The organism is Streptomyces sp. NPDC058985 (assembly GCF_042740985.1).
Classification (GTDB): domain Bacteria; phylum Actinomycetota; class Actinomycetes; order Streptomycetales; family Streptomycetaceae; genus Streptomyces.
Window position 1 is genome coordinate 1 of record NZ_JBHYJX010000035.1, and the last position, 18,590, is coordinate 18,590.

Here is an 18,590-nt window from a genome sequence, read left to right on the forward strand (position 1 = left end):
CGACCGATACCGGACCCTGTACGGGTGCGGACACTTCGACCACCGCGACCGCGGATGCTCACACCCCTTGAAAAACGACCCCATCCCACGAACCAGGGCAGTGGACCCCATGTTGCTGACTCCTTCACGACCGATGCTGACGGTTTGCTGGGAGTCGGAGGGCTGGCGTGCCGCTGACCTGCGGCTATGCGCGCAGGGCTCGATATGTTCTGGAACTGGATCGGACGGTCGCAGGAGGAGATCGAGCAGGCGCGGCGGGACTGGATGGAGGGGGTGCGGTTCGGGGAGGTCAAGGGGTACGACGGGGCTCCGCTGGCCGCGCCGGAGCTGCCGCCGTTGCCGTTGAAACCGCGAGGAAGAGTGCGCTGACTCGCGGAGACGCGTCGGCACTCGGGGCTGAGGGGCGGCGCTCACACCGCCGCGGGCGCCCGCGGCGCGGCACCGTCGGCGCCGGGCATCGGGAGGTCCGGCGCGGCGACCACCGGCGTGCGGGTACGTTCCGTTCCAGGGTCTTGGGACCGGCTGGGCAGCCGCAGGCCGCTGCCGGAGGTTGATTGAGTATCCGTGGATCCGCCTACCCGGATGTTCGCGGTCGCGCAGCCGTGGCTAGTTTCGGGTGTCGGCCTCCGGGCTCGCGGAACCGCCGGCAGTCGCTGGGGAATCTGCCTGTCCCGGTTGGCGGCGAAGTGCCCGGGCGTATGGAACGAGCCACGCATGTCGATCCCCGGCTGTCCCGAGCCGGACGGCATGGCGCGCCGGGTGGGCAGCGGTCGATCGGGCGTGCTCCGCGGCGCGCTCGACGCCGGAGGCTCCTCCAGACGCCCGGGCACGTACACCCTCGAATGGCAAAGGCGTACACGTCCGGCCGTTCGCCGACGGTGGGGCTGCCCGCCGTGGCCGACTCGCGGCGCGGGGTCGCGGTCCGTGCGAGTAGAGGCGGTGGACGTTCTGTTCCTGTGTATGTCCGATGATGTGATCGTCTTGGTACGGTGCGGCGATGAGCGAGGATGACGGCGTGACCGCTACGCGTGGTTTCGCTGGATCGCTCTTGACCCGCGTCCTCGCCGACGAGCGTGCCCAACCGGTGCTGCTGTTCGTGGAAGGCGCCGCCGGAGCGGGGAAGAGCCACCTGCTCCAGGAACTGGCCGGCCTGCCCGAGACGGCGGACGCGGCCCGGTCGTGGTGGCGGTGCGGTGCCGGCGACGGACCGCCGCACGAGGACGAGCACCCGGGCACACCGGCCCTCTGGCTCGTGGACGACGTCCACCGGGCGGACGTGGACGAACTGCGGCGCCTGCGGCAGATGCTGGAGGGACTGCGGCCGGGCTCGGCGGCCGCGGTGACCTACCGCCCCGAGGAACTGCCCGTACCCGGGCTGCCTCTGGGCGGCCCACCGATGATGTACCCGGCCCGCATGACCGTACTCCGGCACCGGCTCAGGCCCTGGGACGAGGCACGCGTGCGGCGGGCCGCCGTGCAGTCGCTGGGTGACGGTTGTTCGGCCGAAGCGGTGCGGAGACTGCACCAACTGACCGGCGGAGTGCCAAGGGTGGTCGTCGACCTCCTCACCGAACTGCGGGAACGACGGCCGGCGTTCGGCGGTACGGCGGTCGAAGTGCAGGCGGCCGGCGCGCCGGTCCGGCTGGCGGAGCTGGTGCTGTGCCGTACCCAGGCACTGGCTCCCGAGGACCGGCCGGTCGTCTGGGCGGCCGCCATCCTCGACGCACCCGTCGGCCGCGACGAACTGCTCGCCGTGTCGGGGCTCGGCCCCGTGCCGGGGAGGGCCGCGTTGCTGAGAGCCCTGGAGGGCGCGGCACTCGCGGAACTCGGCGAAGACCGCTACGGCTTCACCGTCCCCCTGGCCACGTCGGCCGTGCGAGCCTCCCTGCCCGGGCCCGTACGCCAGGACCTCCACCGGCGGGCGGCGAAAGCTCTTGGCCGCAGGCAGCCCGTCCCCTGGGCCGCCGTGGCCGGCCACCACAGGGCGGCCGGCGAGAGCCGCAGATGGATCAACGCGGTGGAGAAGGCCGCCGAGTCGGCGGCGGCCGCCAGCCGGCACCAGGAAGCCATCACGCTGTTGGAGCGGACGCTGGCCACCCCGGACCTCCCGCCCCAGGTCCGCGCCCGGCTGGCACCGCTGCTGGCCCGCAGCGCGGTCACCGGGCTGCGCTCGGACCAGACGGTGGAAGTCCTCGCGCAGCTCGTGCAGGACGGATCGCTTCCCGCGGCCGTACGCGGAGAACTGCGGCTCGACCTGGGGCTGATGCTGTGCAACCAGATGGGACGGTACCCCGAGGGCTGGCGGGCCCTGGAGACAGCCGCAGCCGAACTGCGCGAGGTACGCCCCGGCCTGGCCGCACGTGCCATGGGCGCCCTGTCCAGCCCCTTCTGGCCGGGCAACTCCATCGACATCCACCGGGAATGGCTGGTCAAGGCCATGGCCGCCGCGGACGCGAGCGGCGATGACGCGATGCGCACGGCCGTCCTGGCCAACAGGGTCGCCCTGGCGACGAGTTGCGCCGAGACGGACGCCTGGGAGCTGGTACGTCGGCTGCCCAGGGACACCACCGACACCGCCCGCGCCGGGCAGGCGGCACGCGGTCTGTGCAACGCCGCGGACTCCGCCGTGTGGCTCGGCCTGCACGAGCGCGCATCCGACCTGCTCGCGGAGGGCCGGGAGCTGTCCGCACGGAGCGGTGCGCCCTACTTCGAGCACAACGCGCTCGGCGCGCAGCTGCTCCAGGAATGGTGGACCGGCCAGTGGCCGGACCTGGCCAAGCGGTGCGAGGACTTCGTCGCGGCGACCGCCGACATGCCGCTCATCGCCTCCGACGCCTACGTCGTCCGCGGCCTGCTCGCCCTCGCCCAGGGCGACTGGGGGGAGGCCGCGTCCTGGCTCTCCCAGCGCGGGACGTTCGGCAGGGAGGATCTTCCCGTGCCCCTGGCCGCAACGGCGGCCGGCGCCCTGACCCGCCTCGCCCTGGCCCGGCAGGAGGTGCGGGCGGCGGCGGACGAGGCGCGTGCCGCTTGGTCCGTGGTGGCCGGTAAAGGGGTGTGGCCATGGGCCGCGGAACTCGCACCGTGGGCCGTGGAAGCACTGGTACGCGCGGGCGACGGCGTCACGGCGCAGGCCATGGTCGAGGACTTCGCCCAGGGCCTCGGCCCGGGCCGGGCACCGGCCGCCAGGGCCGCGCTGACCTGGAGCCGGGCCGTACTCGCCGAAACCACGGCGCCGTCCCGGGACCGTCGGGTCGGCCTGCTCCGGGCCGCAGAGCTGTACCGGGCGGCCTCGGCGGCCTATGGAGAGCTGCCCCGCCCCTACACGCAGACGTTGACGGCGGAGGGAGCCGCGCGCTGCGTGCTCGCGGCGCACACCGATGCCGGTCCCGGCCCGGCCGCGCCAAGTGAGCACACCGCCACGTCTCCGGAACCGGCGACCGGCGTCACCTTCGCCCTGACGGCGGTGGCCGAACTGGAGTCCTGCGCCCAGCGCTTCACCGAACTCGGTGCCGTCTGGGACGCGGCCCGCACCAGGGCGCTGCTGCGCACAAGGCAACCGGCCAGGAAGGGCCGGCCTCCCGGACGACCCTCGCACGCCGACGAGTTGTCCCCCCGGGAGTCGGAGGTCGCACAGCTCGCGGCCTCCGGACTGACCAACCGGGAGATCGCCGTGACCCTGCACCTCTCTCCCCGCACGGTGGAACAGCACATCGCCCGCGCCATGCGCAAGACCGGCGCGCTCTCCCGTCGTGACCTGGCCCGCCGACTGGAAGTGGGTCCCGAGACGGTGAGCGCCCCCTGGCCGGCCCGGGACGGTCGTTCCGTCAGGGCAAGTGAGATCTGCTGAGCCGAAGTCTTCCGTGCGGCCCCCATGCGTCCACGGTCGCGGCCGTCCAGTCGAGCACCCAGCCGGGGCGCAGCCCGAGAGCCGACCAACCGTCCGGCCGCCGGCCGGGGAGCGGGAGACCGCCCTGCTGCGCAGCGGTTGCCTCGTCACAGGTCTCGCGCGCGATACGGAGGGCTGTAGCCCAGGTGTCGGCCGTGCCGGTGAAGACGTGGAGTCCGCACTGCTCGGGCCGTACGGAGTTCCGGATGGGCACGTGGACCTCGAAATAGACGTCGGGCACGGCACCGGCTCCTTGTTCTTCGTTTCTGTGCGCTTTCTCAATGGGTCACATCAATGTAGGGAATGGCTCGCCTCCTGAATATCCGGTGCCGGGCATCACCTATACGTATCCGGTGCGCGGGGTTTTCTGCGTATCCGTGAAATCGTTGACCTGATACCACGGTGAACGCGGGTTCTCTATCCTTCCGCAACGGCCCACGGGGTTCCACCTGTTCAGCGGGGCGGCACGATTTCCGCTGAACAGATTTTCCGCCGCCGGCCTCTTGAATTTCCGTAAATCGCTGCGCAATAGTTCGGGTCCACGGCGGATTGCTGACCCGCCGTCAGGCAGGAACTACTCCTGTCCGGGGCGCGGTCGCGTTCCGGAGGTAAACCCCCCATTGGGTTCCTGTCTGTCACTCCGGAAGGAATCAACGTGCGCAACTCTCGTAAGTACCGCCTGACCGCGGTCTGTTTCGTGCTCTCGGCCTCCGCGGTTCTGGGAACCCAGACCGTGGCCCAGGCACAGGGCACGGACGCCACCCCCCACTACCAGCCCGAGATGGTCCGGGCGCTGGCCGCCTCGCTCGGAGTGAGTGAGGAGGCGGCGGCCGACCGTCTGGGCCGTCAGGACAAGCAGCAGGCCAAGCTCGCCGAGCTCGCCAGGAGAGGGATAGCCGGCGACGGGGCCTTCTTCGACGCCTCCGGCAAGCTGACCGTCAACGCCGCCGACAGCGCCGAGGCGGCGACGATCGAGAAGGCCGGCCTCGACGCCCGGGTGCCCGCGCGGGGCCGGGCCGCACTCGACGAGGTGAAGGCAGAACTGGACGCCTTCGCCGCCAGGAAGGTCCCGTCCGGAGTGGTCGCCTGGTCCGTGGACCTGGCCTCCGACAAGGTCACCGTCAAGGTCAACAACGACCGGGGAGCAGCCGCTCGGGCGTTCCTCGCCAAGGCCGCCGAGCACGGCTCCGCCGTCCGCATCGTGCGCGGCGAGGAGAAGGCCGAGGCCAAGGCGGCGATCTACCCCGGCAGCAAGATGACGTTCAACAACACCAGCCAGTGGTGTTCCGTCGGCTACGGGGCCCGCGACCGGTCGGGCAACCAGTACCTGGTGACCGCGGGACACTGCGTCACGAACACCCTGCGCTACGACGGGACGGCCTTCGCCAAGGGCTACAAGACCCGCTACGCCCTCGGCACCCGCAGCGTCGACATGGGCATCCTGACCGTCAACCCCGGCCACTCCATCACCACCAGCGTCGGCACCTGGGGCAACAGCAGCCCGGTCGCCGTCAAGGGCGGCAGCCGCGCCGCTTCCGGCGCCTCGGTCTGCAAGTCCGGCGCCACCACCGGCTGGACCTGCGGCACGATCGGCTCCTACAACAACACCGTCACCTACGTCGACCGCAACGGAGGCCCCGACACGGTCATCACCGGTCTGGCCACCTCCAGTGTCTGCGTCGAGGGCGGCGACAGCGGCGGTGCGTACATCTCCGGCAACCAGGCCCAGGGCATGACCTCCGGCGGCCCGATCGACCAGCAGTGCACCGGCGGGGTCTACTCCCGAGGCTCCTCGTACTTCCAGCCGCTCGACGATGCCCTCAACTACTACGGGCTGACGCTCAACTCCAACTGAGCGCATCCGTGGCAGGTTCGGCCGGGGCCGCTCGTGAGTCACTGACGAGCGGCCCCGGCTGCCGGCCGCGGGGGCCCCGTCAGCCCCGGGCGACGCGTCGGTAGCGGCTGACGGCCAGTGGCATGAAGAAGGCGATGATCGCGCAGGTGCTCAGCAGCGCGTAGGCGGTCGCGTGCTGGACCGGCCAGGAGTCCGGTGGGACGACGGCCGGCGGGGACTGGTTGCCGAAGAGCGAGCGGGCGGCCGTCGCGGTCGCGGAGACCGGGTTCCACTCGGCGACCGTGCGCAGCGGGCCGGGCATCGTGGTGACGGAGACGAAGGCGCCCGAGACGAAGGTGACGGGGAAGAGCCACACGAGCCCGGCGCTCTGCGCGACCTCGACGCTGCGCGCCATGAGGCCGATCGTCGCTCCGACCCAGGACATGGCGAAGGCGAAGAACAGGATCAGGGCATAGGCGGCCACGGCGTCCAGCACCGGCCCCTCGATCCGCCAGCCGACCAGGAGCCCGCACAGCGAGGTGACGGTGAGCGTGACGGCGCTCATCGTGAGGTCGGACAGGGTGCGGCCGAGGATCACGGAGCCGCGCGGCATGGGCAGCGCGCGGAAGCGGTCGACCATGCCCTTGTCCATGTCGGCGGCGAGCCCGATGGCCGTGAACGAGGCGTTGAAGGTGACCGCCTGGGCGAAGATCCCGCCCATCAGGAACGAGCGGTACTCGGCACCACCGAGGCTGCCGCCGAAGACGTAGGCGAGCAGCAGGACGAACATCAGCGGCTGGACGAGCGCGGCGATGACGGCCCCGGGCGTCCGCCGCAGGTTGAGCAGGTTGCGCTCCGCGATCAGCAGACCGTCGCGGATGGTGCCCACCGGTCCGCCCGGCTTCCGGGCCGTCGGGTTCAGCGTCGCCATGCGTGGGCTCCCTTCCGCCGTCCGAGGCGGCGCCGGGGCCCGGCCGTGTCCTGACCGCCGTGCTCGCGGTCGTGGTGCTCCGCGGGATCGTGTCCCCGTGTCCCGAGGTCCTCGGCGGAGCCGCCGGGCGCCCGTGGCCTGCCGGTGAGTGCCAGGAAGACATCGTCGAGGGTGGGGGGCGCGAGGGAGACGTCCCGCACGCCGAGGTCCGCCGTCTCCAGCGCGGAAAGGGCGCGCTGCAGCGCCGATGCGCCGTGGTCGGTGGCCACCGACACCTGGCCGGTGCGCGGGTCCGTCTCCGGCTGGTACGGGCCCAGGGCGGCGAGCACCCCGGCGATCGCGCCCGCGGTCCCCGGCACCGCCGGGCTCAGGGTGATCCGGTCCCCGCCCACGGCCTCCTTCAGCTCGCCCGCGGTGCCGCGGGCGATGACACGGCCGTGGTCGATGACGGCTATGGAGTCCGCCAGTTGATCTGCCTCCTCGAGGTACTGCGTGGTGAGCAGGACGGTGGTGCCGTCCGCCACCAGGTCCCGCACGGCCTGCCACGTGTCGGCGCGGCCACGTGGGTCGAGTCCGGTGGTGGGCTCGTCGAGGAAGACGACGGCCGGACGGGCGGTCAGGGCGCCCGCGAGATCCAGCCGGCGGCGCATGCCGCCGGAGAAGCCGCCGCTCGGCTGGTCCGCGGCGTCGGTGAGCGCGAACCGGTCGAGCAGGTCCCCCGCGCGGCGGCGGGCCGCCGCGCGGCTCATGCCGTACAGCCGGGCGACGAGGCAGAGGTTCTCGCGGGCGGTCAGGCGTTCGTCGACGGCGGCGAACTGGCCGGACAGACCGATGCGTTCACGCACGGCCTCGGGTTCGTCGCCGACGTCGTGTCCGGCGACCGCGGCCCGGCCTCCGTCCGGGCGGAGCAGCGTGGTGAGGATGCGCACGGTGGTGGTCTTGCCCGCGCCGTTGGGGCCGAGCAGGCCGAGCACGCTGCCCGCCGGGGCCCGCAGGTCGATGCCTGCGAGCGCCCGGCGGCCGCCGAAACTGCGGGTGAGGCCCTCGGCCACGATCGCGTCCCTTTCTCCGGGAGGTGCGGGCTCCCGAGCGGCGTACTCCTGCCGAGGCAGGGGCTGCCTGAGCGGGCCGAGGAGGTTCGCTCCGGGTGCGTTCATCGGGCGGCCAGCGCGCTGCGGGGGGTGAGGTCCGTCCAGTGGGCGTCCACATACGCGATGCACGCCTCGCGGGTGGCGGGCCCGTGCACGGGTCGCCAGCCCGCGGGTACGTCGGCGAACTCGGGCCACAGGGAGTGCTGGCCCTCGTCGTTGACCAGGACGCGGTGCTGGACGGCGGGGTCGTCGAAGGGGTTGGTCATGGTGAGGACGCTCTCCTGTGTCAGTGGGTGTGTGTGGTGGTGGGGGAGGGGGATGTCGGACTCCGGACGAGGCCGTCCGAGGGAGCCCTGGTCACGTGGCGCGGAGCGCCGCGTCGAGGACGGGGCCGATGACGGCCCGGGAGTCGGGACGGAGCATCTGGGCGTGCCCGCACGCCACGTCGTGCACCCGCAGGGTGCCGTCGAGGTACGGGGCCCACAGGCCGGGAGCAAGGCCGTTGGCCGGGTCCTCCTCCGTGGCGCGGAAGAAGAGCACGTCCCCGTGGAACGTCCGTGGGACGTACGGGCGCATGAGCCGGGCCTGGTCGGCGAAGTTGCCGACCATGGTCTCGATGGCCTCCGGCGGCAGCGCCCCGAGAGGGCTGCCGGTGTCGCGCAGCGCGTCCCGTACCGCTGCCGCGTCCAGTGGTGCGTCGGGGTCCCACGCGGACAGGTCGAGGCCGAGAGCGGTCAGCAGGGCGCGGAAGACGACCTCGCGTCCGGCGTCCTCCAGACCGTCGGCCGGGGGCACGGGGAAGGCGTCCATGACGGCCAGCAGGGCGACCTCCTCACCCGCCTCCTGGAGCTGGACGGCGATCTCCTGGACGACGTTGCCGCCGAAGGACCAGCCGAGCAGCCGGTAGGGGCCGTGCGGCTGCACCGTGCGCAGTTGGGCGATGTAGTGGGCCGCCATCGCCTCGATGCTGTCCGGGAACGGCCGCGTACCGTCCAGGTTCGGCGTCTGGAGTCCGTACACCGGCCGGTCGGCGATGTGCTGGAGCAGACCCGCGTAGGACCATGCCAGGCCGCCGGCCGGATGCACGCAGAACAGCGGCGGGAGGCCGCCGTTGGCGCGCAGCGGCAGCAGGCAGGCCAGGTCGGCGCCCGGCCGGCCGGCGCCCGTGCCCTCCTCGTGCGCCGTGAGCGCGGTCGCGAGGCCGGCCGGAGTCGGTGTCTCGAACAGCTCCCTGATGCCGAGATCGATCCCGGTGGCGTCCCGGACGCGGGCCAGCAGGCGGGCGGCCAGCAGGGAATGCCCGCCGAGGCCGAAGAAGTCGTCGTCGGACCAGCACCGCTCGACACCCAGGGTCTCCGCGAACAGCGCGCACAGCAGGTCCTCGCGCGGTCCGGCGGGCGGCCGGCCCGTCGTGCGGGCCAGGTGCTCCTCGCCCGGTGCCGGGAGGGCGTCGCCGTCCAGCTTGCCGTTCGCGGTGAGGGGCAGCGCCGAGAGGGCGACGAACGCGGCGGGAACCATGTACCCGGGCAACTCGGCCGAGAGGGCCGCGCGCAGCGTCTCGCGGTCCGGCGCCGCCGGTCCGGTGGCCGTCGCGACGGCGTCGTCGGGCACCACGTAGGCGACCAGCTGCGCCGTGCCGTGGGCGTCCGCCGACCCCACGGAGCGCAGGGCCACGGCAGCCCGGGATATTCCGGGCTGCCGTTCCAGCGCCGCGACGATCTCGTCCGGTTCCACACGGAAGCCGCGCACCTTGAGCTGGCCGTCCGCCCGGCCGCGGAACTCCAGCCGGCCGTCCGCGGTGCGGCGTACGAGGTCTCCGGTGCGGTACATGCGCTCACCCGGCGGGCCGAACGGGTCCGGAACGAAGCGCGCGGCGGTCTCGGCGGGCCGCCCGAGGTAGCCGCGGGCCAGACTCGTGCCGGCCAGGTACAGCTCGCCGGTCGCGTTCGGTGCGGCCGGGCGCAGGAAGCGGTCGAGGACGTGGCAGCGGGTACCCGAGACGGGATCACCGAGGACGGGGCGGTCCGTCTCGTGCAGACCCGCGTACAGGGTGTCCACGGTGGCCTCGGTGGGACCGTAGAGGTTCCAGACGGTGAGACCGGGAACGTCACGCAGCCGTTGCCACAGGCCGGGTGGCACCGCCTCGCCGCCCAGGGCGAGGACGGCGGGCCGGTGCCCGGAGGCGTCCGCGTCGCACAGGCCGGCGTCCAGCAGGGCCGCCGCGTGGCTCGGCGTGGTCTCCAGGACGTCGACGCGTTCCTCGCGTACGGCCCGGACGAGGGCCGCCGGGTCGCGGCGGGTGTCGTTGTCGACGACCAGCAGTTCGTGCCCGTCGAGCATCCACAGCACGGGATCCCAGGATGCGTCGAACGACAGCGAGGCGGTGAGGGCCACCCGCAGCCTGTGCCGTCCGGTCGAGGCGCGGGCCGGTTCGAACAGCGCGTGCCGGTGGTGCTCCCACAGCTGGGCCAGGGACCGGTGCTCCACGACGACGCCCTTGGGGCGGCCGGTGGAGCCCGAGGTGTGCAGCACGTAGGCCGCGTCGCGGGGCCCCGGCGCCGAGCCGGCCGGTGGGTCGCCGGGGAGGGCGGCAAGTTCTGCCCGGGTGTGGGTGGCGTCCAGCAGGACGGTCTGCCAGGGCCCGTCGGGGATCCTGTCGGCGGTCGCCGACGTCGCCAGTACCGCGGTCGGCCGGGCGTCCGCGAGTACGGCGCCGATCCTGGCCGGCGGGAGGGAGTCGTCGAGCGGGGCGTAGACACCGCCGGCGGTCAGTACTCCGAGCAGCGCGGTGACGGACTCGGCGGAGCGCGGAAGCAGCACGGCGACCGACCGGCCCTTGCCCACTCCGCGGTTCCGCAGCAGATGAGCCAGCCGGGCGCTGTCCTGGTGCAATTCGGAGAAGGAGAGCGCGTGCGCTTTGCCGCGCACCGCGATGTCGCTGCTCCGCGCCGCCCCGGCCGTGGCCGCGAAGCCCGCGACCACGGTCGGGTACCGGGGGGTGGCCGGCGCACCCCGGCCGCGGTCCGGCTGGTCGGCCCGCCGGGGCGCGTCGAGCGGATCGTGCCCGGACAGGGGTGCGTCGGGCTCCGCCACGACCAGCCGGAGCAGGGCCACGAAGGCGTCGGCGAGGCCCCGGGCGGTGGCGTCGTCGAAGAGGTCGCGGGCGAACTCCAGCTCGCCGGTCAGCTCCCCTTCGCCGGACTGCTCGGAGAAGTTGAACGACAGGTCGAACTTGGCCGCGGCCGTGTCCACCCCCCGCACCTCGGCGCGCAGACCGGGCAGATCGAGTGCGGGCCGGCCCGCGTTGTTGAGGGAGAGCATCACCTGGAACAGCGGGTGCCGGGACAGGGAGCGCGGCGGTGCCAGGTCTTCCACCAGCGACTCGAACGGCAGGTCCTGGTGCGCGTACGCGGCCAGGTCGGCCTCCCGGGCCCTGTCCAGAAGGGCGCGGAAACTGGGGTCGCCCTCGGTGCGCACCCGCAGGGTCAGGGTGTTGACGAAGAAGCCCACGAGACCGGCGAGGGCCTCGTCGGTACGCCCGGCCACCGGACTGCCGACGACGATGTCCTCACCGGCTCCGAAACGGTCGAGCAGCGCCGCCAGTACGGCGTGCAGCGCCATGAAGGTACTGGCCCCCTCGCCCCGGGCCAGCTCCGCGAGCCGCCGGCCGTCGCTGCCGGTGAGCGGCAGCGCGACGTTGCCGCCGCGTCCGGAGCCGATGTCCGGACGGGGCCGATCGGCGGGCAGGGGCATCTCGACCGGTGCGCCGGCCAGGACGGCCCGCCAATGGGCCAGTTGCCGTGCGTGCACGCTGTCCGGGTCGTCGGGGCCGCCCAGGAGGTCACGCTGCCACAGCGCGTAGTCGGCGTACTGCACCGGCAGGGGTGTCCATTGCGGGGCGCGGTCGCTGATCCGGGCGGCGTACGCCGCGGCCAGGTCCTGGGCCAGCGGCCCCATGGACCAGCCGTCGGCCGCGATGTGGTGCGCCGTCAGCAGCAGGGTGTGGTCCTCGGCCCCGGTGCGCAGCAGCTCGGCGCGCAGCGGCAGGTCTTCGGCCAGGTCGAACCCCTCGCGGGCGGACCTGACCAGCAACCGCGGTACTTCCTCGGCCGCGCACCGCGTGACGGTGAGTGCGGGACGGCTCTCGCCCGGGGACAGGACACGCTGGACCGGCGAGCCGCTTCGGTCGCCTGCCTCACGGAAGACCGTCCGCAGGCTTTCGTGCCGGGCCACCACGTCGCCCAGCGCGCCGCGCAGTGCGGGTATGTCCAGGCGCCCTCGCAGGCCGACCGCCATCGGCAGGTTGTAGGAGGCGTCGTCGGTGTGCATCCGGTTCAGGAACCACAGCCGGTGCTGTGCGAAGGACAGGGGCGGTTCCGCCGGCCGGTCCGGGCGGCGGTGCAGTGACGGGTGGCTGTGCCCGGCCCCGTCGAGGTGCCGGGCGAGACCTGCGGGCGTGGGGTCCTCGAACAGGGCACGCACCGGAATCTCGACGCCGAAAGCGCTCCTCACCCGGTTGACCACGCGGGTGGCCAGCAGCGAGTGGCCGCCGAGCGCGAAGAAGTCCGCGTCGCGGCCGACGGGCCCGCTGCCCAGGCACTCCGCGAACAGGGCGCAGAGGATCTCCTCCTGCGGGGTGCGCGGACGCTCGCCCGCCCCCTGCTCCGCCGGGCCGGGGTCCGGGAGTGCGGCGAAATCCGTCTTGCCGTGCACGGTCAGCGGGATGTCCGGTACCAGGGTGAGATGCGAGGGCGTCATGTAGCCGGGGAGGCGGTCCGCGAGGAACGTCCGCAGTTGCGTGGGTGTCGGCCGGGCATCGGTCTCCGGAACGGCCCAGGCGGCCAGAGTGCCGCCGTCCCCGGTCTCGCGAACGGTCACCACCGCTTGGCGGACGGCGGGGTGTGCGGTGAGCGCGGCCTCGACCTCTCCCGTCTCGACGCGGAACCCACGCACCTTGACCTGGGCGTCCGTACGGCCCACGAAGACGAGGGAGTGGTCCGGCCGACGTCGTACCAGGTCGCCGGTGCGGTACATGCGGCTGCCGGCCGGACCGTAGGGGTCCGCGAGGAACCGGTCGGCGGTCAGGCCCGTGGCCCCGTCGTACCCCCGGGCCACTCCGGCTCCGGCGAGGTACAGCTCACCCGTGACGCCCGGCGCCGCGGGTGCCAGCCGGGCGTCCAGCACCCGGGCCCGCATACCGGTGACCGCGTGGCCGATCGTGACACCGCCACCGGGGGTGATGGGGGCGATCACGCTGTCCACGGTCGTCTCGGTCGGCCCGTAGAGGTTCCACAGGGCCACACCGGGCAGCTCCGCGAGTTCGCTCCACTGCTTCTCCCGCACCGCCTCCCCGCCGAGGGCCACGACGCGCGGCCAGGGCCTTCCCGGTGCGAACAGGCCGCAGAGGCGCAGTTGTTCGAGGAAGGACGGTGTCGTCTCGATCACGTCGATGCGCCGTTCCTGCAGCAAGCGCACCAGTGCCTCCGGGTCGCGCCGGGTCAGGTCGTCGACCAGGTGCAGCTCGTGACCGGCGGCCATCCACAGCATCGGATCCCAGGAGGCGTCGAAGGTCGCCGCCGCCGTCAGCGCCACGCGCAGAGGCCGCTGGTTGTTGTCCCGTTCCGCGGGTTCGATCAGATGGCGTCCGTGGTGACGCAGCAGGTTCGTGAGCGCGCGGTGCTCGACGACGACGCCCTTGGGCCGGCCCGTGGAGCCGGAGGTGTACAGCACGTAGGCGGGGTCGGCTCCCCTCGGCCCGTCGGGCGGCAGCGTTCCGCAGGCGCCGCCGACGCCGGGCGCCTCGTCCAGGTACAGCGCGGGCGTGCGCGAAGCGGGGAGGGACGGCGCGCAGGCCCGCTCGGTGAGCAGCAGCGCGGGGCGTGCGGATTCCAGGATCCGCGCGTTGCGCCCGGCCGGGTGCGACGGGTCGAGCGGTACGTACACCGCTCCGGCGCGCAGCACGCCGAAGACGGCGGCGATCTGCCGCGCCGACCGGGGCAGCGCCACGGCGACCCGGTCACCCGGGCCGACGCCGGCAGCGGTCAGACGGCGGGCGACGGCGTGCAGTTCGGTGGTCAGTTCGCCGAACGACATCGTGCCGTCCTGGTCGGCGACCGCGGTGCGGCCGGGGGTCACCGCGGCCTGTGTCTCCAGGACGTCGCAGACGCTCTGCACCAGCTCGTGTCCGGCCTCCTCGGAACCGTCCCGCGTGTGCTGGTCGAGGGCCGCGAGCCGCTGATCCTCCGTGAGCATCCCGAGGCTGCCCAGCCGCGTCCCGGGGGCATCCACCGCCGACCGCAGCAGCCGCACGAAGTGGTCGGCGAAGCGTCGCACCGTGCTCTCGTCGAAGAGTTCGGCGCTGTACTCGACCTCGCCCGTCAGCCCGCCGGGACCGCCGTCCGCGTCGTGCAGCTCCGTGAGGTCCCAGGTGAGGTCGAACTTGGCGGTCGTCCTCTCGGCCCGGAGCGGCCGTGCGTGCACTCCGGGCAGATCGAGCCGGGGAGCGCCGGTGTTGTTCAGGGCGAGCATCACCTGGAAGAGCGGGTGCCGCGACAGCGACCGCTCCGGGGCCAGCCCCTCGACCAGCTGCTCGAACGGCAGATCCTGCCTCGCGTACGCGCTCAGATCCGTCGCGCGTACCCGGCGCAGCAACTCTCGGAAGGTCGGGTCGCCGCCGGCATCGACGCGCAGGACGAGGGTGTTGACGAAGAATCCCACGACGTCGTGGAAAGCCTCCTCGTCGCGTCCCGCCACCGGGGTGCCGACCACGATGTCGTCTCCGCCGCCCAGCCGGTGCAGCAGAGTGGCGAGCACCCCGTGCAGGACCATGAACGGACTGACCCCCGCGTCCCGGGCCAGCGAGACGAGTGCGCGGTGCTCGGCGGCGTCCAGGCGCACCGGCACCCGGCCGCCGCGGAACGTGCCCCGTTCCGGCCGGGGACGGTCGTGGGGGAGTGGCAGTTCGGGCGGCAGGCCCTCCAGCGCCGTCCGTGACTCCGCCAGCTGCCGGGCCGAGAGCGAGCCGGGGTCGTTCCGGTCGCCGAGCCGGGCCTGCTGTCCCAGGGCGTAGTCCGGGTACTGGGCGGGCAGCGGCCGCCACCGCGGTGCGTGCCCGTCGACGCGTGCCCGGTAGGCGTCGCTCAGGTCGCGCACCAAGGGACTCATCGACCAGCCGTCGGCGACGATGTGATGCAGGGTCAGCAAGAGCAGATGCGAGTCGGCGCCGCCCCCGGAGGACTCCGTCACCGGAACCAGAAGGGCGTGCACGGGAGGCCGTCGGGCGAGGTCGAAATCGGGAGCGGGGAAGTCCTCGGGGCGCCTGCCGTCCGGGGCCGCGGCCCCGGTCCGCAGCGCGATGCCGCACTCGTCGGCCGGCAGCACGACCTGGTGCGGTCCTGAGGTGTCCTCCGGGTAGACCGTGCGCAGGCTCTCGTGCCGCGCCAGCAGGTCGGCGAAGGCCGCCTGAAGAGCGGGGACATCGAGGTCGCCGTCCAGCCGGACGGCGACGGGTATGTGGTAGCGGGTACCCCCCTCGCCCATGCGCTCCAGCAGCCACAGCCGGTGCTGGGCGGCGGAGAGCGGAAGCCGCGCGGGGCGCCGCGCGACGACGCCGGCGCCGTCCGGGGCGTTGCCCGACCGTGGTGACCGCCGGTCCGCGTCGACCAGCGCGGCGAGACCCGCCACGGTCGGCGCCTCGAAGACCGCACGCACCGGCAACCGTACGCCGGTGCGCTCCGCCACGTCGGTCAGCAGCCCGGTGGCCAGCAGCGAGTGGCCGCCGAGTGAGAAGAAGTCGTCGTCCCGCCCGATCCCGTCCACACCGAGGAGGTCCGCCATCGCCGCGTGGACCGCTCTCTCGGTGGGCGTGCGCGGCGGAGCCCCGGGACCCGTGGTGACGGCCGCGGCTTCGGGGAGGGAGCGGGTGTCCAGCTTGCCGTTGGGGGTCAGCGGGAGCCGGTCGGTGACCGCGTACGCCGCGGGCACCATGTGCTGCGGCAGTGCGGCGGCCAGGGCGTCGCGGACCCGGCGCTGGTCGGACCGCACGTCGGCGCCCGCGTCGTCCGTCGTCGCAACGAGGTAGGCGGCCAGGGTCTCCGCGCCCGGTCCGGCATCGCGCAGAACGACCGCCGCCTGCGCGATTCCGGGCAGCGCGGTGAGCGCCGACTCGATCTCGCCGGCCTCGACCCGCTGCCCGCGGATCTTGATCTGGGTGTCGCTGCGGCCGGCGAACTCCAGCGAGCCGTTCTCGTGCCACCGCACCAGGTCCCCGGTGCGGTACATGCGTGCCCCGGGGGCCCCGAAGGGGTCCGCGAGGAACCGGTCGGCGGTCAGCCCCGGTTGTCCGGTGTAGCCGCGGGCCACCCCGTCGCCCGCCAGATACAGCTCACCGGTCACCCCGTACGGCAGCAGCCGCAGGGCGGCGTCGAGCACGTAGGAGCGGGCTCCGCGGACCGGCCGCCCGATGACGGGCTCGGTGCCCCGGACGCGGGCGGTGACAGCGTCGACCGTGGTCTCGGTCGGCCCGTAGAAGTTGTAGGCCAGCAGGCCCTGCTCCGCGGAGAGCCGCTGCCACAGTTCGCCGTTGACCGGCTCGCCACCCAGCGCGATGACCAGGGGCCGGTGGCCGCGGCCGCCGTCCGGTCCGGGGCCCTCGGCGGTGAGACCGGCGGCCAGTAGCTGCTGGAGGAAGCTGGGAGTGGTCTCGATGACGTCGATCCGCTCGGTGCGCAGGAAGCCGACCAGTGCCTCCGGGTCGCGGCGCGTGGCGTCGTCCACGATGTGCAGATGGTGGCCCCCGAGCATCCACAGCAGCGGATCCCAGGAGGCGTCGAAGGAGGTCGCGGCCGTGAGCGCGACGCGCAGCCGGCGTCCCTGGGCCAGTTCCGCGCTCGCGTGCGACTCCTGGCGGTGGTGGGCCAGCAGGGTGCTGATCGACCGGTGCTCCACCAGTACCCCCTTGGGGCGGCCCGTGGAACCGGACGTGTAGATGAGGTAGGCGGCGTCCCCGGGACGCGGGCCTGCGAACGGGAGCCCGGATGAGGCGTCGGGGGAGTGCGACAGGCGCCGTACGGCGGTGCCGGCGGGGGCCATGCCCGCGACCGGGCCGTCGGTCTCGCAGACCAGGATCACCGGGGCGGCATCGTCCAGCAGATGGGCGATGCGCTCGGCCGGGTAGGAGACGTCGACCGGCAGGTAGACCGCGCCGCTGCGCAGCACGGCGAGCGGGGCGACCACCGTGTCGACCGACCGCGGCAGCGCGACGGCCACCGTCGTGCCCGGGCCGGCGCCGTCGGCCCGCAGCGCGGACGCGGCCCGGTCCACGGCGAGGTCCAGCTCGGCGAACGTGAGAGTGCGCGCGCCGTCCTCGAGGGCCGGTGCGTCGGGTGTCTCGCGCGCCAGCCGTCGCAGCGCCTCGGGCAGCGTCGGGACGTCGTCGGCGTCGGTGTCGACGGGAACCACCGTGCCCGGTGAGGACTCCGGCCCGCTGCTGCCCATCGCCAGCATCCGGTCCCGCTCGTCCGGTCCCGTGAACTCCAGAGCGCTCAGCGGGCGGTCCAGGTCGGCCACCAGTGCCTCGGTGAGCCGCAGGATGCGCTCCAGGTGCCCCGTGGCGGACGCCTCGTCGTAGAGGGCCGCGTTGGCCAGCACGTCCACGCGGGCCCCGGCTCCGCCGGCGGCCGGATGCACGGCCAGCGTGAGGTCCTCCACCGGCCCCAGCGAGAGGTTGTGCAAGGTCCCGGTAGCCGGCCCGAACCGCAGGTTCTCGTCGAAGGCCAGGACGTTCACCGCAGGCCCCACCAGGGCGTCGCCCCCGGTCAGTCCGCGTTCCCTGCGCAGCTCCTCCACCGGATACCGTTGATGCCGCAGGGCACCGCGCATCGCGATCGTCACCTGCCGCAGCAGATCCTGGACGGACACCGCCGGATTCATGCGCAGTCTCAAGGGGACGATCTGGGACATCATCCCCGGCGTCTCCCGTGCGGTCCGGCTGCGCCGACCGGTCACCGGCATGCCGAGCAGCAGGTCCTGGGCGCCGCGCATCCGGTGCGTGTAGGCGGCCGTACCGGCCACGAACAACGCGGGCCACGCCACCCTGCCCCGCCGGGCACCGTCCCGCAGCCGCCGCCACCTCGCGTCGTCCAGGAAGGCCGATCGCCGCAGCACCTCCGAACCGGGGGCCACGGTGCCGTCCGTGAGCCGTTCGGCCGCGGGGGCGCCTTCCAACTGGTCGCGCCAGTAGGCGCCGTCCTCGACGTACTCGGCGGACCGGGCGTACTCCCGCGACTCCGAGACCAGGGGGTGGAGCGGGAGCGGGTTGGCCGCGACGTCCCTTCCGGCGGCCAGGAGACCGTACGTCTCGGCTATCCGGCCCAGAGCCACCGCGGCGCCGTAGCCGTCCAGCACCAGGTGGTGCGTGCGCAGGTACAACAGGTGGCGGGAGCGCGACAGCCGGTACAGGGTGAGGGCCGTCACCGGTCCTCGCGTGACATCGATGGGCGTCGCCAGACGGTGCTCCATCGCCCGAAGTGCCTCTGCTTCACCGTTCGCACTCGCGGACACGTCGACGAGCGAGACGTCCAGCCTCAGGCGGGAATGGACGCGCTGGCCGGCCACCCCGGCGCTCGGCGCGTCGGGAATCGTCGTGCGCAGCGCCTCGACCTCCCGCGAGACGAGAGCGACCGACCGGCGCAGCGTGCCGAGGTCCAACTCCCCCTCGATGTCCACGTATTCGGCGATGGTGAAAGCGGGATCGAGTGGCCGCATGTGATGGGCGAACCACAGCGATTCCTGTGCGGCCGTCAGTGGCAGCCTGGCGGAGTCCTGATCAGTCATGTTCCCGCCCCAGTA

At 73.4% G+C, this 18,590-nt stretch carries 7 protein-coding genes and 1 pseudogene; 3 read left to right on the forward strand and 5 right to left on the reverse strand.

The window, feature by feature from the left end:
- Positions 1–198: 198 nt before the first annotated feature.
- A pseudogene (locus ACFW01_RS26505) lies at positions 199–369 on the forward strand (pirin family protein); the annotation flags it as partial.
- A 628-nt stretch (positions 370–997) separates the two neighbouring features.
- Positions 998–3,847, forward strand: coding sequence for a LuxR family transcriptional regulator (locus ACFW01_RS26510; protein WP_234955666.1), 2,850 nt, complete (start codon positions 998–1,000; stop codon positions 3,845–3,847).
- Here ACFW01_RS26510 and ACFW01_RS26515 read toward each other — a convergent pair.
- Complete coding sequence (locus tag ACFW01_RS26515; RefSeq protein ID WP_234955668.1) at positions 3,825–4,127, reverse strand: hypothetical protein; 303 nt, start codon at positions 4,125–4,127, stop codon at positions 3,825–3,827. The two genes, ACFW01_RS26510 and ACFW01_RS26515, sit on opposite strands and share 23 nt — an antisense overlap.
- A 414-nt stretch (positions 4,128–4,541) precedes the next feature.
- Here ACFW01_RS26515 and ACFW01_RS26520 point away from each other — a divergent pair, with 414 nt between their 5' ends.
- Positions 4,542–5,741, forward strand: a complete 1,200-nt coding sequence (locus ACFW01_RS26520) for a S1 family peptidase (protein ID WP_234955670.1) — start codon at positions 4,542–4,544, stop codon at positions 5,739–5,741.
- 79 nt (positions 5,742–5,820) lie between these two features.
- Here the strand turns inward: ACFW01_RS26520 and ACFW01_RS26525 are convergent, their stop codons facing one another.
- The 4 genes from ACFW01_RS26525 to ACFW01_RS26540 form a co-directional block, all read right to left on the reverse strand.
- A complete protein-coding gene (locus ACFW01_RS26525; RefSeq protein ID WP_234955672.1) occupies positions 5,821–6,651 on the reverse strand; it encodes an ABC transporter permease in 831 nt (276 codons plus the stop codon).
- Positions 6,639–7,703, reverse strand: a complete 1,065-nt coding sequence (locus tag ACFW01_RS26530) for an ATP-binding cassette domain-containing protein (RefSeq protein WP_384507267.1) — start codon at positions 7,701–7,703, stop codon at positions 6,639–6,641. Before ACFW01_RS26530 ends, ACFW01_RS26525 begins: the two co-directional genes overlap by 13 nt.
- Before the next feature lie 101 nt (positions 7,704–7,804).
- A complete protein-coding gene (locus ACFW01_RS26535; RefSeq protein WP_234955676.1) occupies positions 7,805–8,008 on the reverse strand; it encodes an MbtH family protein in 204 nt (67 codons plus the stop codon).
- Positions 8,009–8,099: 91 nt separating this feature from the next.
- Positions 8,100–18,575, reverse strand: a complete 10,476-nt coding sequence (locus ACFW01_RS26540; protein ID WP_234955678.1) for a non-ribosomal peptide synthetase — start codon at positions 18,573–18,575, stop codon at positions 8,100–8,102.
- Between the last annotated feature and the right edge of the window lie 15 nt (positions 18,576–18,590).